Source organism: Pseudomonas kribbensis (genome assembly GCF_003352185.1).
Classification (GTDB): domain Bacteria; phylum Pseudomonadota; class Gammaproteobacteria; order Pseudomonadales; family Pseudomonadaceae; genus Aquipseudomonas; species Aquipseudomonas kribbensis.
Genome location: NZ_CP029608.1, coordinates 5,327,158 through 5,346,948, shown reverse-complemented (window position 1 = coordinate 5,346,948; position 19,791 = coordinate 5,327,158). Strand labels below are relative to the sequence as shown.

Below are 19,791 nucleotides of genomic sequence, written 5' to 3'. Positions count from 1 at the left end.
CCTCGGAGCGCTCCTGTTGAGTATGAATAAAGTGCGTATAATCCGCCGCCATGACTCGTACTCGATCCCCCCGCACTCCTAAAAAACCACCTTCCCGGGGCCTGCGCCCATGGTTGGGCTGGGCCCTGAAACTCAGTCTGGTCGGCCTTGTGGTGCTGGCCGGCTTCGCCGTTTACCTCGATGCCGTGGTGCAGGAGAAGTTCTCCGGCAAGCGCTGGACCATCCCGGCCAAGGTATACGCGCGGCCTCTCGAGCTGTTCGTCGGACAGAAGCTGAGCAAGGACGATTTCCTTACCGAACTCGATGCCCTGGGCTATCGTCGCGAAGCCGTGAGCAATGGCCCCGGCGCCGCCGCAGTCAACGGCAATACCGTCGATCTGAACACCCGTGGTTTCCAGTTCTATGAAGGCCTGGAGAAACCGCAGCCGGTGCGCGTGCGGTTCTCCGGTGACTATGTGGCCGAGCTCTCGGCGACGAACGGTTCGAAGCTGTCGGTGGTGCGTCTGGAGCCGCTGCTGATCGGCGGGATCTACCCGAAAAACCTTGAAGACCGGATTCTGATCAAGCTCGATCAGGTGCCGCCGTACCTGCTGGAAACTCTGGTCGCCGTGGAAGACCGGGATTACTACAGTCACTGGGGCGTGTCGCCGAAGTCGATTGCCCGGGCCATCTGGGTCAACACATCCGGCGGCAAGATGACCCAGGGCGGCAGTACGCTGACCCAGCAACTGGTCAAGAACTTCTACCTCACCAACGAACGCAGCCTGACCCGCAAGCTCACCGAAGCGATGATGGCGATGCTGCTTGAGCTGCATTACGACAAGAAGGAAATTCTTGAGGCTTATCTCAACGAAGTCTTCGTTGGTCAGGATGGCCAGCGTGCGGTGCACGGTTTCGGTCTGGCCAGCCAGTTCTTCTTCGGCCAGCCATTGTCCGAGCTGAAACTGCATCAGGTCGCGCTGCTGGTCGGCATGGTCAAAGGGCCTTCCTATTACAACCCGCGTCGCAACCCGGAGCGGGCGCTGGAACGACGTAACCTGGTGCTCGACGTGCTTGAGCAACAGGGTGTCGCCACCGCCGAACAGGTCGAGGCCGCGAAGAAAATGCCGTTGGGCGTGACCTCGCGCGGCAAGCTGGCCGACAGCTCGTTTCCGGGCTTCATCGATCTGGTCAAACGCCAGTTGCGTGAAGACTACCGCGACGAAGACTTGACCGAGGAAGGTCTGCGGATCTTCACCAGTTTCGATCCGATCCTGCAGATGAAAGCCGAAGCCTCGGTGAATGACACCTTCAAGCGTCTGTCGGGCCGCAAGGGCGCCGACGATGTGGAAGCAGCGATGGTCGTGACCAATCCGGAAACCGGTGAAGTCCAGGCGATGATCGGCAGCCGTCAGGCCAGTTACGCCGGGTTCAACCGGGCTCTGGATGCGGTGCGGCCGATCGGCTCGCTGGTCAAACCTGCGGTTTATCTGACCGCACTGGAAAAGCCGAGCCAGTACACGCTGACCAGTTGGCTGTCGGATGATCCGCTTTCCATCAAGGGCGCGGACGGTCAGGTCTGGAAACCGCAGAACTATGATCGTCGCTCCCACGGTACGGTGTTCCTCTATCAAGGGCTGGCGCATTCCTACAACCTGTCCACTTCGCGTCTCGGCCTGGCGGTGGGTGTTCCGAATGTCCTCAAGACCATCGGGCGTCTGGGTGTGACCCGTGAGTTCCCGGCGTTCCCGTCGATGCTGCTGGGGGCCGGTGGCATGACACCGATCGAAGTCGCGACCATGTACCAGACCCTCGCCAACGGTGGCTTCAATACGCCGATGCGCGGGATTCGCAGCGTGCTGACCGCCGAGGGCGAGCCGCTCAAGCGTTATCCGTTCCAGATCGAGCAACGTTTTGATCCGGCGTCGATCTACCTGATCCAGAACGCCATGCAGCGGGTCATGCGTGAAGGTACCGGCAGTTCGGTTTACAACGTATTGCCCAAGACCCTGACACTGGCCGGCAAGACCGGCACCAGTAACGATTCGCGCGATAGCTGGTTCGCCGGTTTCAGCCAGGATCTGCTGGCAGTGGTCTGGCTCGGCCGCGACGATAACGGCAAGACACCGTTCACCGGTGCCACCGGTGCGTTGCAGGTCTGGACCAGTTTCATGCGCAAGGCCGACCCGCTGCCACTGGACATGCCGCAGCCGGACAACGTGGTGCAGGCGTGGGTCGATTCGCGTACTGGCCAAGGTTCCGATGCCAACTGTCCGGGCGCCGTGCAGATGCCGTATATTCGCGGCAGCGAACCGCCACCCGGCGCCTCCTGCGCAGGCGAAAGCCCGGCCTCGAGCGAGTCGGTGATGGATTGGGTCAAGGGCTGGATGAATTAAGCGAAGAGGGTTTCAAGTGAACAAGTGGTTGATTCCAGCGGTGACCGCCGTGGCTTTGCTCAGCGGCTGCTCCACCGTACAGCGTGGTTCGATTCCGGTTGTGGATTCCGGCACTACCGTGTCCAACAGCGAGCGTCTTTCGGCCAACGGCGGCTTCCGCAAGACGACGGTGAAACGACCTGTGCAGGGTCAGGCGCAATCGCAGGCCATCCCGCAAGGCGATACCGGTGTAGTGGTCATGGTTCCTGGTGGCGCAGCGGCTTCGACACCGATCAGCAGCTCGCCGATCGTGCCGGGGCCGGCGTCCGGCGGTATCACCGCAGGGCCGTACAACCCTTCGCCGGTCGAATCGGCACCGATCAGCTCCGGCAGCTACAGCATGCCTTCGACGCCTAGCGGCATTCCTTCGGCCAGCAGCGGCGGCGGTCTGTCTGCCGATGAGCAACTGGACGGTCCGGTGCTTGCCTTGCTGAGCACGGCGCAGCAACAACAGGCCGGTGGCGACCTCAACGGCGCGTCCTCCAGCCTTGAGCGCGCTCAACGCGTAGCTCCGCGTGAGCCGCAAGTGCTTTACCGCCTGGCACAAGTGCGCATGGCGCAGGGCGACGCCCCGCAAGCCGAGCAAACCGCCCGCCGCGCGCTGACCATGGCCAATGGTCGTCCGGACTTGCAGGCCAGCCTGTGGGAACTGATCGCTCAGGCGCGTGAGAAACAAGGTGATTCCGCCGGCGCCGCACTGGCCCGTCAGAAGGCCAAGGTTTCGTTGTGATGGACGCTCGCTTTTCGAAAGTCGCCGATCAACTGTTGTTGATCGAACGCGAACTGCGTGCCCAGGGCTGGTGGGATGATGTCCAGCCTTCGGTCGAAGCCTTGAGCAGTGTCGAACCGTTTTCGGTCGACACCCTCGATTTCGAACAGTGGCTGCAATGGATCTTCCTGCCGCGGATGAAGATGATCCTCGAACAGAACCTGCCATTGCCCAATGCCTCGGGCATTCAGGAAATGGCCGAGATGGTTTTCGCCCAGCGCAACCTGCAGGGCAAGGATCGGCAGTTGCAGGTGTTGCTCAAAGAGTTCGACCTGCTGATCACCGCTTCGCGCTGAACGGCCGACAGCCAGTGATCACTGGCAGTTTTCGGCAATCTGTTTCTGCGTCTCTGCGATACGCTCCTGACGTTGCGTATCGCTCAGTCGACGCAACTCCCCCTCGGTCTCTTCCCTCAGGCGCGGATTGTTCTGCAGCTGCGCCAGGTTCGTGCGCGCCTGTTCACAGAAGGTCTTGAGCTGAGCCTGTTGCTCGGCGACCTGTTTCCTGACCTTGTCGTCGATGGCTTTCTGATCGCCCAGCGCGCCGCTGCCGGGCATTGCAGTCGGGCGCGGAGCGGGCGAGGGCGGCGTTTGCAGGGTGGTCGCCGATTGCCCCTGCGGCGGCTGCGCATCGAAGTGTGTGACACCTTGGGCATCGACCCATTTGTAGATCTGACCGGCCATGCACCAGGGGCTGAGGCCGATCAGCAGTATGACGAGGAGCGTTCGCATGCTGATTCCTTGGCAAAATTGCGCAATTGACGCTAACAGAGTAGCGCTTTTCAGGTTTTTTCTTGCGTTCTCATGTGCTTACCCACAATTAAGCACATTGACGGCTTGACTTGGAGAGGGCGAAACAGAAGAATCCAAAGTCCGCTGTACAGGGACTGCCAGAAGCAGACCCTCTCGGCAGATCATGAGGCGCATATCCGCGTCGACCTGTTACACCCGCAACGCGTTACCTCGCGCTGGGTGGGAAAGGCCCGCAACACTTGGGACGATCCCAATACTTGCTCAGTCAGTGCTGACGTAGTCGGCGACCACCGTCGCTCATGCTCTGCCGAGAAGTAAACCTATTAAGACCCGTTCGCCTTTTTGTGGACGGTATTCTGGCGTTTTAGAGGTGAACAACGTGGAGCTTTTATCTGGCGGTGAGATGCTCGTCCGCTTCTTGCGTGACGAAGGCGTCAAATATATCTACGGGTACCCGGGTGGTGCTCTCCTTCATGTTTACGATGCCCTGTTCAAAGAACCGGAAGTGACCCACATCCTGGTTCGTCACGAACAAGCGGCTACCCATATGGCTGACGGCTACGCCCGTGCCACCGGTAAAGCCGGCGTGGTATTGGTGACTTCCGGTCCAGGCGCCACAAACGCCATCACCGGTATTGCCACGGCCTACATGGACTCGATTCCAATGGTGATCATTTCCGGTCAGGTGCCAAGCACCATGGTCGGCACCGATGCGTTCCAGGAAACCGACATGATCGGTATCTCCCGGCCGATCGTGAAGCACAGCTTCATGATCAAGCACGCTTCGGAAATCCCGGAAGTCATGAAGAAAGCCTTCTACCTGGCGCAATCCGGTCGTCCGGGCCCGGTCGTGGTCGATATCCCGAAAGACATGACCAACCCGGCCGAGAAGTTCGAATACATCTTCCCGAAGAAAGCCAAACTGCGGTCTTACAGCCCGGCCGTTCGCGGTCACTCCGGGCAAATCCGCAAGGCGGCAGAAATGCTCCTGGCGGCCAAGCGTCCCGTGCTGTACTCCGGCGGTGGCGTGATTCTGGGCAACGGCTCCGCGCCGCTGACCGAACTGGCGCAAATGCTCAACCTGCCGGTTACCAACACCTTGATGGGCTTGGGTGGTTACCCTGGCACTGACCGTCAGTTCATCGGCATGCTCGGCATGCACGGCAGTTACACCGCGAACCTCGCGATGCACCATGCCGACGTGATCCTGGCTGTCGGCGCGCGTTTCGACGATCGCGTGATCAACGGCGCGCCGAAGTTCTGCCCGAACGCCAAGATTATTCACATCGACATCGACCCGGCTTCGATTTCCAAGACCATCAAGGCCGACGTGCCAATCGTTGGCCCGGTGGAGAGCGTCCTGACCGAAATGGTCGCGATCCTCAAGGAAATCGGCGAAACCCCGAACAAGGAAGCGGTCACCAGCTGGTGGAAGCAGGTTGATGAATGGCGCGGTGATCGCGGCCTGTTCCCTTACGACAAGGGTGACGGGAGCAAGATCAAGCCACAGACCGTGATCGAAACCCTGTGCGAAGTGACCAAGGGCGACGCCTTTGTGACCTCCGACGTGGGCCAGCACCAGATGTTCGCTGCGCAGTATTACAAGTTCAACAAGCCGAACCGCTGGATCAACTCCGGTGGTCTGGGCACGATGGGCTTCGGTCTGCCGGCCGCGATGGGTATCGCCTTGAGCTTCCCCGAGTCTGACGTTGCGTGCGTCACCGGCGAAGGCAGTATCCAGATGAACATCCAGGAGCTGTCGACCTGCCTGCAATACGGTTTGCCGGTGAAGATCGTGATCCTGAACAACGGTGTTCTGGGCATGGTGCGTCAGTGGCAGGACATGAGCTACGGCAGCCGTCACTCGCATTCGTACATGGAGTCGCTGCCTGATTTCGTCAAGCTGGCCGAAGCCTATGGTCACGTCGGCGTGCGCATCACCGAATCGAAAGATTTGAAGTCGAAGATGGAAGAAGCGTTCGCCCTGAAGGATCGCCTGGTCGTGATCGATATTTCGGTCGACACCAGCGAGCATGTCTACCCGATGCAGATCAAAGACGGCTCGATGCGCGATATGTGGCTGAGCAAGACGGAGCGTACCTAATCATGCGGCACATTATTTCCTTGCTTCTGGAAAACGAACCCGGTGCTTTGTCTCGCGTAGTCGGCCTGTTCTCGCAGCGCAACTACAACATCGAAAGCCTGACCGTGGCGCCAACCGAAGACCCGACCCTGTCGCGTCTGACGCTGACCACTGTCGGCCACGATGAAATCATCGAGCAGATCACCAAAAACCTGAACAAGCTGATCGAAGTGGTCAAGCTGGTGGACCTGTCGGAAAGTGCTCACATCGAGCGCGAACTGATGCTGGTCAAGGTCAAGGCCACTGGCGCCCAGCGCGCCGAGATCAAACGCACCACCGATATCTACCGTGGACAGATCGTCGACGTCAGTGCCAGCGTGTATACCGTTCAACTGACCGGTACCAGCGACAAGCTCGACAGCTTCATTCAGTCCATCGGCACCGCATCGATTCTGGAAACCGTCCGTAGTGGCGTCACCGGTATTGCCCGCGGCGACAAAGTACTCAGCATCTAAACCAAATTAGCGATTGGCCTGAACGGCCTGGATATAAAGGGGAAATTCATGAAAGTTTTCTACGATAAAGACTGCGACCTGTCGATCATCCAGGGCAAGAAAGTTGCCATCATCGGTTACGGCTCCCAGGGCCACGCTCAAGCGTGCAACCTGAAAGACTCCGGTGTCGACGTTACCGTCGGTCTGCGTAAAGGTTCGGCCACTGTTGCCAAGGCAGAAGCCCACGGCCTGAAAGTGACCGACGTGGCTGCCGCTGTTGCCGGCGCCGACCTGGTCATGATCCTGACCCCGGACGAGTTCCAGTCCCAGCTGTACAAGAACGAAATCGAGCCGAACATCAAGAAAGGCGCCACTCTGGCCTTCTCCCACGGCTTCGCGATCCACTACAACCAGGTTGTTCCGCGTGCCGACCTCGACGTGATAATGATCGCGCCGAAAGCCCCGGGCCACACCGTACGTTCCGAATTCGTGAAAGGCGGCGGTATCCCTGACCTGATCGCGATCTACCAGGACGCCTCGGGCAACGCCAAGAACGTTGCGCTGTCCTACGCCGCCGGCGTGGGTGGCGGTCGTACCGGCATCATCGAAACCACCTTCAAGGACGAGACCGAAACCGACCTGTTCGGCGAACAAGCCGTTCTGTGCGGCGGTACCGTTGAACTGGTAAAAGCCGGTTTCGAAACCCTGGTTGAAGCTGGCTACGCGCCGGAAATGGCCTACTTCGAGTGCCTGCACGAACTGAAACTGATCGTTGACCTCATGTACGAAGGCGGTATCGCCAACATGAACTACTCGATCTCCAACAACGCTGAATACGGCGAGTACGTGACGGGTCCGGAAGTGATCAACGCCGAATCCCGTCAGGCCATGCGCAACGCCCTGAAACGTATTCAGGACGGCGAATACGCCAAAATGTTCATCAGCGAAGGCGCAACCGGCTACCCTTCGATGACCGCCAAGCGTCGTAACAACGCCGCTCACGGTATCGAGATCATCGGCGAGCAACTGCGCTCCATGATGCCGTGGATCGGTGCCAACAAGATCGTCGACAAAGCCAAAAACTAAGTCTTCGACCCTTGTAAGAAAAAACGCGGCCTCGGCCGCGTTTTTTCGTATGGGCGGGCGGTTCTGGTATAAAGCTGCATCGTTTGTGGCCGAACCGTCGTCCCAGACACCTGTCGAAAATGTCCAATCCGTTGCAAGGTAATGTCCATGAGCGAACGTCCCGAAGAGCCGAACCAGGCTTCAGACGCCGAAAGCCTGCTGCCCATCGATGAACATGTCGAAGAAGGGCATGACGCAGAAGGTCGTAAAGTCCGGCATCGTGGTATCTATCTGCTGCCGAACCTGTTCACCACTGCGAACCTGTTCGCGGGGTTCTATTCCATCATCAATTCGATGAGTGCCCAGGCTGCCTTGAGCGCCGGGGATTCGGCGAATGCGAGCAAGTACTTCGCCTTCGCGGCCATCGCGATCTTCGTCGCCATGGTGCTCGATGGTCTCGACGGCCGCGTGGCACGCATGACCAACACGCAAAGTGCATTCGGTGCCGAGTACGACTCGCTGTCGGACATGGTTGCCTTCGGCGTCGCGCCAGCATTGCTGGCATTTGGCTGGGCCCTGGGTGACATGGGCAAGGTCGGCTGGATGGTCGCCTTCATCTATGTGGCGGGTGCGGCGTTGCGTCTGGCGCGCTTCAACACTCAGGTCGGCACTGCCGACAAGCGCTACTTCATCGGTCTGGCCAGCCCGGCGGCTGCCGGTGTGGTAGCGGGGATTGTCTGGGCATTCAGCGACTACGGAATCCAGGGTTCGAAGATGTCGTTCCTCGTTGCATTGATGGTAGCGGCTGCCGGCATGCTGATGGTCAGCAACATCAAATACAACAGCTTCAAGGAGCTGGATCTGAAAGGGCGCGTGCCATTTGTTGCGATCCTGGCGGTGGTGCTGGTGTTCGCCGTGGTGTTCAGTGATCCTCCGCGTATCCTGCTGCTGGTGTTCCTCGCCTATGCGGCTTCGGGCCCGGTGCAGTACCTGTTGCATCTTCGTCGCCACAAAAACGTCGAGTGATGTAATTTCCCTCATACTCCGCAGTCTATGGGTGCATCTGTCCTCCAAAACTGCGGAGTTGTCATGCTGATCAAATTCCCCAAAGCGTCCGACTGCCACGAGTCGGACGTCACGCCTGAATCCATTTATCTCTCTCGCCGACAATTGCTCGGTGCTACGGCGGCCGGTCTGGCTGTGAGCAGTCTGCCGCGTTGGGCCAGTGCCGAAGAGGCTGCCCGTTATGCCGATGTCGAGCCCGGACATGCGCCCGCCTGGTTTGCCGACAAGCAGCCTTCTATTAAATGGGGGGCCGTAAACGTCAAGGATGAGGCGATCACGCCCTATAAGGACGCGACCCACTACAACAACTTCTATGAGTTCGGCACCGACAAGGGTGACCCGGCGGCGAATGCCGGATCGCTGAAGACCGAACCGTGGAGTGTGGTGGTGGACGGGGAGGTGGGTAAGCCGGGGCGTTATGCACTGGAAGACTTCATGAAACCTTATCAGTTGGAGGAGCGCATTTATCGCCTGCGTTGTGTCGAGGCGTGGTCGATGGTGATTCCCTGGATCGGCTTTCCCATTTCGGCGCTGCTCAAGCAGGTCGAGCCTACGTCCAACGCCAAATACATCCGTTTTGAAACCTTGCAGGATCCCAAGAGCATGCCGGGACAGCGTTCAGGATTTGCCCTGATCGACTGGCCTTATGTAAAAGGCTTGCGTCTGGATGAGGCGATGAATCCGTTGGCGATCCTGGCCGTCGGGATGTACGGCCGGGAATTGCCGAATCAGAACGGCGCGCCGTTGCGTCTGGTGGTGCCGTGGAAGTATGGCTTCAAGAGTGTCAAATCCATCGTGCGTATCAGTCTGGTCAGTGAACAGCCGAAGACGACCTGGCAGAGCATTGCGGCGGATGAATACGGGTTCTATGCGAACGTGAACCCGACGGTTGATCACCCTCGCTGGACTCAGGCTCGGGAGCGGCGCCTTCCCAATAGTCTGTTCAAGCCGAATGTGCGTGATACGCAGATGTTCAACGGCTACTCGGACGAAGTCGCTTCTTTATATACAGGGCTCGATCTGCGGAAGAACTACTGATGCGATATCCGTTCTGGCGTGTGAGCGTTTTTATTGCGGCGGCTATCTGGCCGTTGTGGTGGTTCTATCAGGCCTTTGAGGATCTGCTTGGGCCGGATCCCGGAAAAGTGCTGGTCGATCGGCTTGGGCTTGGGACACTGGTGTTGCTGTTGATTACTTTGAGCATGACGCCGTTGCAGAAGCTTACGGGGTGGACAGGGTGGATCGCTGTGCGCCGGCAGTTGGGGCTTTGGTGTTTTGCGTATGTGGTTTTGCATTTATGCAGCTATATGGCATTCATCCTGGGTTTCGACTGGTCGCAACTGGGCGTGGAGTTGCGCAAGCGTCCGTACATTATTGTCGGCACGCTGGGGTTTTTGGGGTTGCTGGCATTGGCGGTGACGTCCAATCGTTATAGTCAGCGTCGATTGGGCGCGCGCTGGAAGAGGTTGCATCGGTTGGCGTACGTGATACTTGGCCTTGGATTGCTGCATATGCTGTGGATTGTGCGTGCCGATCTTAAGGAATGGGCGATTTATGCCTTTATAGGAGGGTTGCTTCTTGTGCTACGACTACCACCGGTGGCTCGCCGAATCCCGCGTTTTCCGGGTAAAAGGCAGGTTTTGCAAGAAAAGCGAAATTAAGGGTTGACGGCAGATTCTGAGTCTCTATAATTCGCCCCACTTCCGGCGCAGTCGAAACGGAAAACTCCTTGAGATTCAATGAGTTATGCAGATTTCGATAGTGAGTTGCTTCAGATCATCGAAGCCTGGAAGGAGTTGGAAATGCCGGTTTGTCTGGTGCTTTCAACGGTTCGGTCTTCTCGATCGAAAGCGGAGAAAAAGAGGTGTTGACAGCAGCGTGTAACGCTGTAGAATTCGCCTCCCGCTAACGAGAGATCGGAAGCGCAAGTGGTTGAAGTTGTTGAAGAAATCTTCGAAAACTTCTGAAAATAATCACTTGACAGCAAATGAGGCTGCTGTAGAATGCGCGCCTCGGTTGAGACGAAAGATCTTAACCAACCGCTCTTTAACAACTGAATCAAGCAATTCGTGTGGGTGCTTGTGGGGTCAGACTGATAGTCAACAAGATTATCAGCATCGCAAGTTACTCCGCGAGAAATCAAAGATGTAACCAACGATTGCTGAGCCAAGTTTAGGGTTTCTTAAAAACCCAAAGATGTTTGAACTGAAGAGTTTGATCATGGCTCAGATTGAACGCTGGCGGCAGGCCTAACACATGCAAGTCGAGCGGATGAAGGGAGCTTGCTCCTGGATTCAGCGGCGGACGGGTGAGTAATGCCTAGGAATCTGCCTGGTAGTGGGGGACAACGTTTCGAAAGGAACGCTAATACCGCATACGTCCTACGGGAGAAAGCAGGGGACCTTCGGGCCTTGCGCTATCAGATGAGCCTAGGTCGGATTAGCTAGTTGGTGAGGTAATGGCTCACCAAGGCGACGATCCGTAACTGGTCTGAGAGGATGATCAGTCACACTGGAACTGAGACACGGTCCAGACTCCTACGGGAGGCAGCAGTGGGGAATATTGGACAATGGGCGAAAGCCTGATCCAGCCATGCCGCGTGTGTGAAGAAGGTCTTCGGATTGTAAAGCACTTTAAGTTGGGAGGAAGGGTTGTAGATTAATACTCTGCAATTTTGACGTTACCGACAGAATAAGCACCGGCTAACTCTGTGCCAGCAGCCGCGGTAATACAGAGGGTGCAAGCGTTAATCGGAATTACTGGGCGTAAAGCGCGCGTAGGTGGTTCGTTAAGTTGGATGTGAAATCCCCGGGCTCAACCTGGGAACTGCATCCAAAACTGGCGAGCTAGAGTATGGTAGAGGGTGGTGGAATTTCCTGTGTAGCGGTGAAATGCGTAGATATAGGAAGGAACACCAGTGGCGAAGGCGACCACCTGGACTGATACTGACACTGAGGTGCGAAAGCGTGGGGAGCAAACAGGATTAGATACCCTGGTAGTCCACGCCGTAAACGATGTCAACTAGCCGTTGGGAGCCTTGAGCTCTTAGTGGCGCAGCTAACGCATTAAGTTGACCGCCTGGGGAGTACGGCCGCAAGGTTAAAACTCAAATGAATTGACGGGGGCCCGCACAAGCGGTGGAGCATGTGGTTTAATTCGAAGCAACGCGAAGAACCTTACCAGGCCTTGACATCCAATGAACTTTCCAGAGATGGATTGGTGCCTTCGGGAACATTGAGACAGGTGCTGCATGGCTGTCGTCAGCTCGTGTCGTGAGATGTTGGGTTAAGTCCCGTAACGAGCGCAACCCTTGTCCTTAGTTACCAGCACGTTATGGTGGGCACTCTAAGGAGACTGCCGGTGACAAACCGGAGGAAGGTGGGGATGACGTCAAGTCATCATGGCCCTTACGGCCTGGGCTACACACGTGCTACAATGGTCGGTACAAAGGGTTGCCAAGCCGCGAGGTGGAGCTAATCCCATAAAACCGATCGTAGTCCGGATCGCAGTCTGCAACTCGACTGCGTGAAGTCGGAATCGCTAGTAATCGCGAATCAGAATGTCGCGGTGAATACGTTCCCGGGCCTTGTACACACCGCCCGTCACACCATGGGAGTGGGTTGCACCAGAAGTAGCTAGTCTAACCTTCGGGAGGACGGTTACCACGGTGTGATTCATGACTGGGGTGAAGTCGTAACAAGGTAGCCGTAGGGGAACCTGCGGCTGGATCACCTCCTTAATCGACGACATCAGCTGCTCCATAAGTTCCCACACGAATTGCTTGATTCATTGAAGAAGACGAAAGAAGCAGCCCGAAATTGGGTCTGTAGCTCAGTTGGTTAGAGCGCACCCCTGATAAGGGTGAGGTCGGCAGTTCGAATCTGCCCAGACCCACCAATTTTGTGTGGGAAACGCCTGTAGAAATACGGGGCCATAGCTCAGCTGGGAGAGCGCCTGCCTTGCACGCAGGAGGTCAGCGGTTCGATCCCGCTTGGCTCCACCACTACTGCTTCTGAAGTAAGAGCTTAGAAATGAGCATTCCATCGTGTGATGGTGAATGTTGATTTCTAGTCTTTGACTAGTTCGTTCTTTAAAAATTTGGGTATGTGATAGAAAGATAGACTGAGAGCCACTTTCACTGGTGGTGATCAGGCTAAGGTAAAATTTGTGAGTTCTCTTAGTTGAGAAATTCGAATTTTCGGCGAATGTCGTCTTCACAGTATAACCAGATTGCTTGGGGTTATATGGTCAAGTGAAGAAGCGCATACGGTGGATGCCTTGGCAGTCAGAGGCGATGAAAGACGTGGTAGCCTGCGAAAAGCTTCGGGGAGTCGGCAAACAGACTTTGATCCGGAGATGTCTGAATGGGGGAACCCAGCCATCACAAGATGGTTATCTTGCACTGAATACATAGGTGCAAGAGGCGAACCAGGGGAACTGAAACATCTAAGTACCCTGAGGAAAAGAAATCAACCGAGATTCCCTTAGTAGTGGCGAGCGAACGGGGACTAGCCCTTAAGTGGCTTTGAGATTAGCGGAACGCTCTGGAAAGTGCGGCCATAGTGGGTGATAGCCCTGTACGCGAAAATCTCTTAGTCATGAAATCGAGTAGGACGGAGCACGAGAAACTTTGTCTGAATATGGGGGGACCATCCTCCAAGGCTAAATACTACTGACTGACCGATAGTGAACTAGTACCGTGAGGGAAAGGCGAAAAGAACCCCGGAGAGGGGAGTGAAATAGATCCTGAAACCGTATGCGTACAAGCAGTGGGAGCAGACTTTGTTCTGTGACTGCGTACCTTTTGTATAATGGGTCAGCGACTTATTTTCAGTGGCGAGCTTAACCGAATAGGGGAGGCGTAGCGAAAGCGAGTCTTAATAGGGCGTCTAGTCGCTGGGAATAGACCCGAAACCGGGCGATCTATCCATGGGCAGGTTGAAGGTTAGGTAACACTGACTGGAGGACCGAACCGACTACCGTTGAAAAGTTAGCGGATGACCTGTGGATCGGAGTGAAAGGCTAATCAAGCTCGGAGATAGCTGGTTCTCCTCGAAAGCTATTTAGGTAGCGCCTCATGTATCACTGTAGGGGGTAGAGCACTGTTTCGGCTAGGGGGTCATCCCGACTTACCAAACCGATGCAAACTCCGAATACCTACAAGTGCCGAGCATGGGAGACACACGGCGGGTGCTAACGTCCGTCGTGAAAAGGGAAACAACCCAGACCGTCAGCTAAGGTCCCAAAGTTATGGTTAAGTGGGAAACGATGTGGGAAGGCTTAGACAGCTAGGAGGTTGGCTTAGAAGCAGCCACCCTTTAAAGAAAGCGTAATAGCTCACTAGTCGAGTCGGCCTGCGCGGAAGATGTAACGGGGCTCAAACCATACACCGAAGCTACGGGTATCACGCAAGTGATGCGGTAGAGGAGCGTTCTGTAAGCCTGTGAAGGTGAGTTGAGAAGCTTGCTGGAGGTATCAGAAGTGCGAATGCTGACATGAGTAACGACAATGGGTGTGAAAAACACCCACGCCGAAAGACCAAGGTTTCCTGCGCAACGTTAATCGACGCAGGGTTAGTCGGTCCCTAAGGCGAGGCTGAAAAGCGTAGTCGATGGAAAACAGGTTAATATTCCTGTACTTCTGGTTATTGCGATGGAGGGACGGAGAAGGCTAGGCCAGCTTGGCGTTGGTTGTCCAAGTTTAAGGTGGTAGGCTGGAATCTTAGGTAAATCCGGGATTCTAAGGCCGAGAGCTGATGACGAGTTGCCTTTAGGCGACGAAGTGGTTGATGCCATGCTTCCAAGAAAAGCTTCTAAGCTTCAGATAACCAGGAACCGTACCCCAAACCGACACAGGTGGTTGGGTAGAGAATACCAAGGCGCTTGAGAGAACTCGGGTGAAGGAACTAGGCAAAATGGCACCGTAACTTCGGGAGAAGGTGCGCCGGTGAGGGTGAAGGACTTGCTCCGTAAGCCCATGCCGGTCGAAGATACCAGGCCGCTGCGACTGTTTATTAAAAACACAGCACTCTGCAAACACGAAAGTGGACGTATAGGGTGTGACGCCTGCCCGGTGCCGGAAGGTTAATTGATGGGGTTAGCTAACGCGAAGCTCTTGATCGAAGCCCCGGTAAACGGCGGCCGTAACTATAACGGTCCTAAGGTAGCGAAATTCCTTGTCGGGTAAGTTCCGACCTGCACGAATGGCGTAACGATGGCGGCGCTGTCTCCACCCGAGACTCAGTGAAATTGAAATCGCTGTGAAGATGCAGTGTATCCGCGGCTAGACGGAAAGACCCCGTGAACCTTTACTATAGCTTTGCACTGGACTTTGAATTTGCTTGTGTAGGATAGGTGGGAGGCTTTGAAGCGTGGACGCCAGTTCGCGTGGAGCCATCCTTGAAATACCACCCTGGCAACTTTGAGGTTCTAACTCAGGTCCGTTATCCGGATCGAGGACAGTGTATGGTGGGTAGTTTGACTGGGGCGGTCTCCTCCTAAAGAGTAACGGAGGAGTACGAAGGTGCGCTCAGACCGGTCGGAAATCGGTCGTAGAGTATAAAGGCAAAAGCGCGCTTGACTGCGAGACAGACACGTCGAGCAGGTACGAAAGTAGGTCTTAGTGATCCGGTGGTTCTGTATGGAAGGGCCATCGCTCAACGGATAAAAGGTACTCCGGGGATAACAGGCTGATACCGCCCAAGAGTTCATATCGACGGCGGTGTTTGGCACCTCGATGTCGGCTCATCACATCCTGGGGCTGAAGCCGGTCCCAAGGGTATGGCTGTTCGCCATTTAAAGTGGTACGCGAGCTGGGTTTAGAACGTCGTGAGACAGTTCGGTCCCTATCTGCCGTGGACGTTTGAGATTTGAGAGGGGCTGCTCCTAGTACGAGAGGACCGGAGTGGACGAACCTCTGGTGTTCCGGTTGTCACGCCAGTGGCATTGCCGGGTAGCTATGTTCGGAAAAGATAACCGCTGAAAGCATCTAAGCGGGAAACTTGCCTCAAGATGAGATCTCACTGGAACCTTGAGTTCCCTGAAGGGCCGTCGAAGACTACGACGTTGATAGGTTGGGTGTGTAAGCGCTGTGAGGCGTTGAGCTAACCAATACTAATTGCCCGTGAGGCTTGACCATATAACACCCAAGCAATTTGACTGCTCCTGAATAAAGAGCAGAGCCAGATTGCGGTGTGTGAAGACGCAATGAACCGAAAGTTCGACGCTCACAAAGCACCGAAAACTATCCATACCCAATTTGCTGAAGCGAGGCCATCCGGTCACGAGTCAGTACCCGAATTTCTTGACGACCATAGAGCGTTGGAACCACCTGATCCCATCCCGAACTCAGAAGTGAAACGATGCATCGCCGATGGTAGTGTGGGGTTTCCCCATGTGAGAGTAGGTCATCGTCAAGATTAAATTCCGAAACCCCAATTGCGAAAGCAGTTGGGGTTTTGTTTTGTCCGCTGGAAAGTTTTTTGCCCGTGACAGCGAACAAATTTGCACAGTTATTTTCGAATCAGAACACTAGAATAGACCCCATCTTTTTCGGAGCCAGAGCCCTTATGTCGGATTCGGTTGACGCCCCCGGGCTGTCAGATTTACCGCTGGATGACTTGGTGGCCTGCCATGAGTGCGATCTGCTGATGCGCAAGCCCAAGCTTGCTCACGGCGAAAAAGCCCTCTGCCCACGCTGCGGCTACGAACTGTATGCCCACCGTCATAACGTGGTGCAACGTAGCCTTGCCCTGGTCATTGCCGCACTGTTGCTCTACGTGCCGGCGAACTTTTTACCCATCATGCAGCTCAATGTTCTCGGGCAATCGTCGCAGGACACTGTCTGGAGCGGCGTTGTCGGTCTGTTCAATACCGATATGCGCGGTGTTTCAGTCGTCGTATTCCTGTGCAGCATGGCGATCCCACTGCTGAAACTGCTGTGCCAGTTGATCGTGTTGCTGACCATCCGTTTCAACATCGGTCGTAGCTACGGCCTGTTGCTCTACCGCATTTATCACCACCTCAAAGACTGGGGCATGCTTGAGGTCTACCTCATGGGCGTCCTGGTGGCGATCGTCAAACTGGCGGACATGGCGGCCATCACCGTCGGTCTCGGTCTGGCATGTTTCATCGGTTTGTTATTGGTTCAGGTCTGGCTCGAAGTGGTGATGTCACCGCACCAGATCTGGCAGGCGTTATCAGGAGAAGATGCCCATGCGGGCGATTGATGCGGGCATTCTGATCTGTACCGAATGCCACGAACTGAACAAGCAGGATGCCGACAGCGACGTACAGACCTGCACCCGATGCGGTGCGCTGGTTCACGCCCGACGGCCCAACAGCCTCGCGCGTACCTGGGCGCTGCTGATCACGGCCGCGATCGTCTACATTCCGGCGAACGTCCTGCCGATCATGACGGTCAGCTCGCTGGGCCAGGGTGATCCGAGCACCATCATGTCCGGCGTCATCCAGTTGGTGCAGCACGGCATGATTCCGATCGCTGCCGTGGTGTTCATCGCCAGCATTCTGGTGCCGACCTTCAAACTGGTGGGTATCGCGCTACTGCTGTTTTCGGTACAGCGGCGTCAGCCGTTGTCCGCACGCCAGCGAATCTGGATGTACCGCTTCATCGAGTTCATCGGCCGCTGGTCAATGCTCGACATTTTCGTGATCGCCATTCTGGTGGCGGTCGTCAACTTCGGCCGGCTTGCCAGCGTCGAAGCCAATCTGGGCGCCATCGCCTTCGCCAGTGTGGTGATTCTGACGATGCTCGCCGCTGTCACTTTCGATCCCCGACTGATTTGGGATAACACGGAGTCGGACGCCGACCATGACTGATTTGCCCGTAGCGAAAACCCGACCGGCTTCGAACTGGTCTGCCATTTGGGTACTGCCCCTGATTGCCCTGATCATCGGCGGCTGGTTGGGATGGCGTGCCTACAACGAAACCGGCATCGAGATTCAGGTGCGTTTCGAAAGTGGTGAAGGCATCCAGGCCAACAAGACCGAAGTGGTCTACAAAGGCATGTCTGTCGGTAAGGTCAAAGCCCTCAAGCTTGATGACGAAGGCGGTACCAAAGGCGTGATCGCCACCATCGAGATGAACAAGGATGTCGATCAATACCTGAAGACCAGCACCCGCTTCTGGCTGGTCAAACCGAGCGTAACCCTGGCCGGTATCACTGGTCTGGAAACCCTGGTGTCGGGCAACTATGTCGCGATCAGCCCGGGCGAAGGCGAGCCGACCCGCAAGTTCAAGGCCCTGGCCGAAGAGCCGCCGTTGTCGGACTCCAAACCCGGTCTGCACCTGACGATCAAGGCTGATCGCCTGGGTTCGCTGAACCGTGGCAGCCCGGTGTTCTACAAGCAGATCAAAGTTGGTCAGATCAAAAGTTACGTGCTGTCGGAAGACCAGAGCACTGTCGAACTCAAGGTGTTCATCGAGCCGACCTACGCCAAACTGGTGCGCAAACACACACGTTTCTGGAACGCCAGCGGCATCAGCATCGACGCCAACCTGTCCGGCGTGAAAGTGCGCAGCGAATCTCTGGCCAGTATCGTCGCCGGTGGTATTGCCTTCGCCACGCCAGAGAACCGCAAGGACAGCCCTCCCACCGATCCGAGCCTCCCGTTCCGTCTGTATGAAGACTTCGATGCGGCCGCTGCCGGTATCCGCGTGAAGGTCAAACTCAGCGATTTCGAAGGTCTGCAGGCCGGGCGTACGCCGGTGATGTACAAGGGCATTCAGGTCGGTAACCTCAAAGCCCTGAAAATTGATCCGGATCTGTCCAGCGCCACCGCCGAACTGACCCTCGATCCATTGGCCGAAGAATATCTGGTCACCGGCACCCAGTTCTGGGTGGTCAAACCGTCGATTTCCCTGGCTGGCATCACCGGTCTGGAAGCGTTGGTCAAAGGTAACTACATCGCCGTGCGCCCGGGCGACAAGGGCGGTGCGCCGCAACGCGAGTTCGAGGCACGGCCGAAAGCGCCGCCGCTGGATCTGAAGGCGCCGGGTCTGCACCTGGTGCTGTTCACCGACAGCCTCGGTTCGATCGAGGTCGGAAGTCCGATTCTCTACAAACAGGTCAAGGTCGGCTCGGTGCAGAGCTATCAGTTCTCCAAGACCAAAAAGCAACTGGTGATCGGCGTCCACATCGAGAAGGAATACGAAAACCTGGTCAACGCCTCGACCCGGTTCTGGAACGTCAGCGGCATCACACTGACCGGCGGTCTGACTGGCGGGATACAGGTCAAGAGCGAGTCCTTGCAGACCCTGATGGCCGGCGGCATCGCCTTCGAAACGCCGCAAGCCAAGGCGCCATTGCAGAAGCGGATTCCGCGCTTCCGTCTGTTCGCCAATCATGATGACGCGAATCAGAAGGGTGAGGTGGTGACCATCAAGGTGGACCGCGCCGACGGCTTGCGCAGCGGCACACCGGTTCGTTTCAAGGGACTGGATGTCGGCAAGATTGAAAGCGTCGACCTGACCGATGATCTGCAATCGGTGATTCTCACCGCGCGCATCACCGAAGTCCCGGAGAAGATTGCCCGGGTCGGCAGTCAGTTCTGGGTGGTCAAGCCGGAACTGGGGCTGATCAAGACCTCGAATCTGGAAACCCTGGTCACGGGGCAGTACATCGAAGTTCAGCCGGCGGCGAAGAGCCTAGGCCCGCAGAAGAACTTCGTGGCCTTGGCCAATCCACCGGAAGTGAGCAAACAAGAGGCTGGCCTCAGCCTGGTATTGAGTGCTGCCCGCCGCGGCTCGTTGAAACCCGGCGTGCCGGTAACCTATCGCGAAATTACGGTGGGTAAAGTCACTGGTTACGAACTGGGTCAGACCGCCGACCGCGTACTGGTGCACATCCTGATCGAACCGAAATACGCGCCGCTGGTACGCAGTGGCAGCCGCTTCTGGAACACCAGCGGTGTCGGCTTCGATATCGGTTTGTTCAATGGCCTGACCGTACGTACCGAGTCGCTTGAGACCGCGATTCAGGGCGGTATCGCCTTCGCCACACCGGATGGCGAGCGGATGGGCAACCCGGCCCGCGCCGAGCAGACCTTCCCGCTGTTCGACAAGTTCGAAGACGAGTGGCTGACCTGGGCGCCGAAAATCCCCCTCGGCAAATAATTCCGCCCAATGAAAA

Annotated in this window: 13 protein-coding genes, 2 tRNA genes and 3 rRNA genes; 17 read left to right on the top strand and 1 reads right to left on the bottom strand. The window is 56.6% G+C overall.

All coding sequences use genetic code 11. The features are described 5' to 3' along the window. Window positions 1–50: 50 nt before the first annotated feature. Genes mrcB through DLD99_RS24375 form a run of 3 tightly spaced genes read left to right on the top strand, consistent with a single transcriptional unit; the run spans window position 51 to window position 3,479 of the window. The gene (gene mrcB / locus DLD99_RS24385) at window positions 51–2,375 is read left to right on the top strand and encodes a penicillin-binding protein 1B (protein ID WP_085712136.1); all 2,325 of its coding nucleotides are present in this window, start codon (window positions 51–53) and stop codon (window positions 2,373–2,375) included. Between the two features lie 16 nt (window positions 2,376–2,391). Next, window positions 2,392–3,144, top strand: coding sequence for a tetratricopeptide repeat protein (locus tag DLD99_RS24380; protein WP_085712135.1), 753 nt, complete (start codon window positions 2,392–2,394; stop codon window positions 3,142–3,144). Next, entirely contained in the window at window positions 3,144–3,479 is a 336-nt protein-coding gene (locus DLD99_RS24375; protein WP_114885549.1) for a YqcC family protein, read from the top strand. The genes DLD99_RS24380 and DLD99_RS24375 overlap by 1 nt, the downstream gene beginning before the upstream one ends. 18 nt (window positions 3,480–3,497) lie before the next feature. Here the strand turns inward: DLD99_RS24375 and DLD99_RS24370 are convergent, their stop codons facing one another. Next, window positions 3,498–3,914 (bottom strand): DUF4124 domain-containing protein, encoded by a 417-nt coding sequence (locus DLD99_RS24370; protein WP_114885547.1) that lies wholly within the window; start codon window positions 3,912–3,914, stop codon window positions 3,498–3,500. A gap of 400 nt (window positions 3,915–4,314) precedes the next feature. Between DLD99_RS24370 and DLD99_RS24365 the strand changes: the two genes are divergently transcribed. The 14 genes from DLD99_RS24365 to DLD99_RS24295 all read left to right on the top strand — a co-directional run bounded on the left by DLD99_RS24365 (window position 4,315) and on the right by DLD99_RS24295 (window position 19,775). Next, window positions 4,315–6,039 (top strand): acetolactate synthase 3 large subunit, encoded by a 1,725-nt coding sequence (locus tag DLD99_RS24365; RefSeq protein WP_085712358.1) that lies wholly within the window; start codon window positions 4,315–4,317, stop codon window positions 6,037–6,039. A gap of 2 nt (window positions 6,040–6,041) precedes the next feature. Beyond that, entirely contained in the window at window positions 6,042–6,533 is a 492-nt protein-coding gene (ilvN, locus tag DLD99_RS24360) for an acetolactate synthase small subunit (protein ID WP_003205610.1), read from the top strand. A gap of 48 nt (window positions 6,534–6,581) precedes the next feature. Then, entirely contained in the window at window positions 6,582–7,598 is a 1,017-nt protein-coding gene (gene ilvC, locus DLD99_RS24355; RefSeq protein WP_007959661.1) for a ketol-acid reductoisomerase, read from the top strand. A gap of 147 nt (window positions 7,599–7,745) precedes the next feature. Further along, on the top strand, window positions 7,746–8,603 hold the full coding sequence (gene pssA, locus DLD99_RS24350; protein WP_085712132.1) for a CDP-diacylglycerol--serine O-phosphatidyltransferase: 858 nt from the start codon (window positions 7,746–7,748) through the stop codon (window positions 8,601–8,603). Window positions 8,604–8,666: 63 nt separating this feature from the next. Beyond that, window positions 8,667–9,680: a protein-methionine-sulfoxide reductase catalytic subunit MsrP gene (msrP, locus tag DLD99_RS24345; RefSeq protein WP_114885545.1), complete on the top strand. Its 1,014-nt coding sequence runs from the start codon at window positions 8,667–8,669 to the stop codon at window positions 9,678–9,680. Beyond that, entirely contained in the window at window positions 9,680–10,303 is a 624-nt protein-coding gene (gene msrQ, locus DLD99_RS24340; protein ID WP_114885543.1) for a protein-methionine-sulfoxide reductase heme-binding subunit MsrQ, read from the top strand. Before msrP ends, msrQ begins: the two co-directional genes overlap by 1 nt. Window positions 10,304–10,844: 541 nt before the next feature. Beyond that, window positions 10,845–12,381, top strand: a 16S ribosomal RNA gene (locus tag DLD99_RS24330). An 81-nt stretch (window positions 12,382–12,462) separates the two neighbouring features. Continuing rightward, window positions 12,463–12,539, top strand: a tRNA-Ile gene (locus DLD99_RS24325). A gap of 30 nt (window positions 12,540–12,569) precedes the next feature. After that, window positions 12,570–12,645, top strand: a tRNA-Ala gene (locus DLD99_RS24320). A 243-nt stretch (window positions 12,646–12,888) separates the two neighbouring features. Continuing rightward, window positions 12,889–15,779: ribosomal RNA gene (locus DLD99_RS24315) — 23S ribosomal RNA — on the top strand. A 164-nt stretch (window positions 15,780–15,943) separates the two neighbouring features. Further along, a 5S ribosomal RNA gene (rrf, locus tag DLD99_RS24310) occupies window positions 15,944–16,059 on the top strand. Together the 16S, 23S and 5S rRNA genes with 2 tRNA genes alongside form the textbook arrangement of a ribosomal RNA operon. 150 nt (window positions 16,060–16,209) lie before the next feature. Beyond that, on the top strand, window positions 16,210–16,869 hold the full coding sequence (locus DLD99_RS24305) for a paraquat-inducible protein A (protein WP_085709260.1): 660 nt from the start codon (window positions 16,210–16,212) through the stop codon (window positions 16,867–16,869). After that, a complete protein-coding gene (locus DLD99_RS24300) occupies window positions 16,856–17,479 on the top strand; it encodes a paraquat-inducible protein A (protein ID WP_085709261.1) in 624 nt (207 codons plus the stop codon). Before DLD99_RS24305 ends, DLD99_RS24300 begins: the two co-directional genes overlap by 14 nt. Next, the gene (locus DLD99_RS24295) at window positions 17,472–19,775 is read left to right on the top strand and encodes a PqiB family protein (protein ID WP_114885541.1); all 2,304 of its coding nucleotides are present in this window, start codon (window positions 17,472–17,474) and stop codon (window positions 19,773–19,775) included. The genes DLD99_RS24300 and DLD99_RS24295 overlap by 8 nt, the downstream gene beginning before the upstream one ends. Window positions 19,776–19,791 lie beyond the last annotated feature (16 nt).

Excerpts from the sequence above, each read along its gene's own strand:
- mrcB (WP_085712136.1), top strand. The coding sequence starts at position 51 with ATGACTCGTACTCGATCCCCCCGCACTCCTAAAAAACCACCTTCCCGG.
- DLD99_RS24375 (WP_114885549.1), top strand. The coding sequence starts at position 3,144 with ATGGACGCTCGCTTTTCGAAAGTCGCCGATCAACTGTTGTTGATCGAA.
- DLD99_RS24370 (WP_114885547.1), bottom strand. The coding sequence starts at position 3,914 with ATGCGAACGCTCCTCGTCATACTGCTGATCGGCCTCAGCCCCTGGTGC.
- ilvN (WP_003205610.1), top strand. The coding sequence starts at position 6,042 with ATGCGGCACATTATTTCCTTGCTTCTGGAAAACGAACCCGGTGCTTTG.
- ilvC (WP_007959661.1), top strand. The coding sequence starts at position 6,582 with ATGAAAGTTTTCTACGATAAAGACTGCGACCTGTCGATCATCCAGGGC.
- pssA (WP_085712132.1), top strand. The coding sequence starts at position 7,746 with ATGAGCGAACGTCCCGAAGAGCCGAACCAGGCTTCAGACGCCGAAAGC.
- msrP (WP_114885545.1), top strand. The coding sequence starts at position 8,667 with ATGCTGATCAAATTCCCCAAAGCGTCCGACTGCCACGAGTCGGACGTC.
- msrQ (WP_114885543.1), top strand. The coding sequence starts at position 9,680 with ATGCGATATCCGTTCTGGCGTGTGAGCGTTTTTATTGCGGCGGCTATC.
- DLD99_RS24305 (WP_085709260.1), top strand. The coding sequence starts at position 16,210 with ATGTCGGATTCGGTTGACGCCCCCGGGCTGTCAGATTTACCGCTGGAT.
- DLD99_RS24300 (WP_085709261.1), top strand. The coding sequence starts at position 16,856 with ATGCGGGCGATTGATGCGGGCATTCTGATCTGTACCGAATGCCACGAA.
- DLD99_RS24295 (WP_114885541.1), top strand. The coding sequence starts at position 17,472 with ATGACTGATTTGCCCGTAGCGAAAACCCGACCGGCTTCGAACTGGTCT.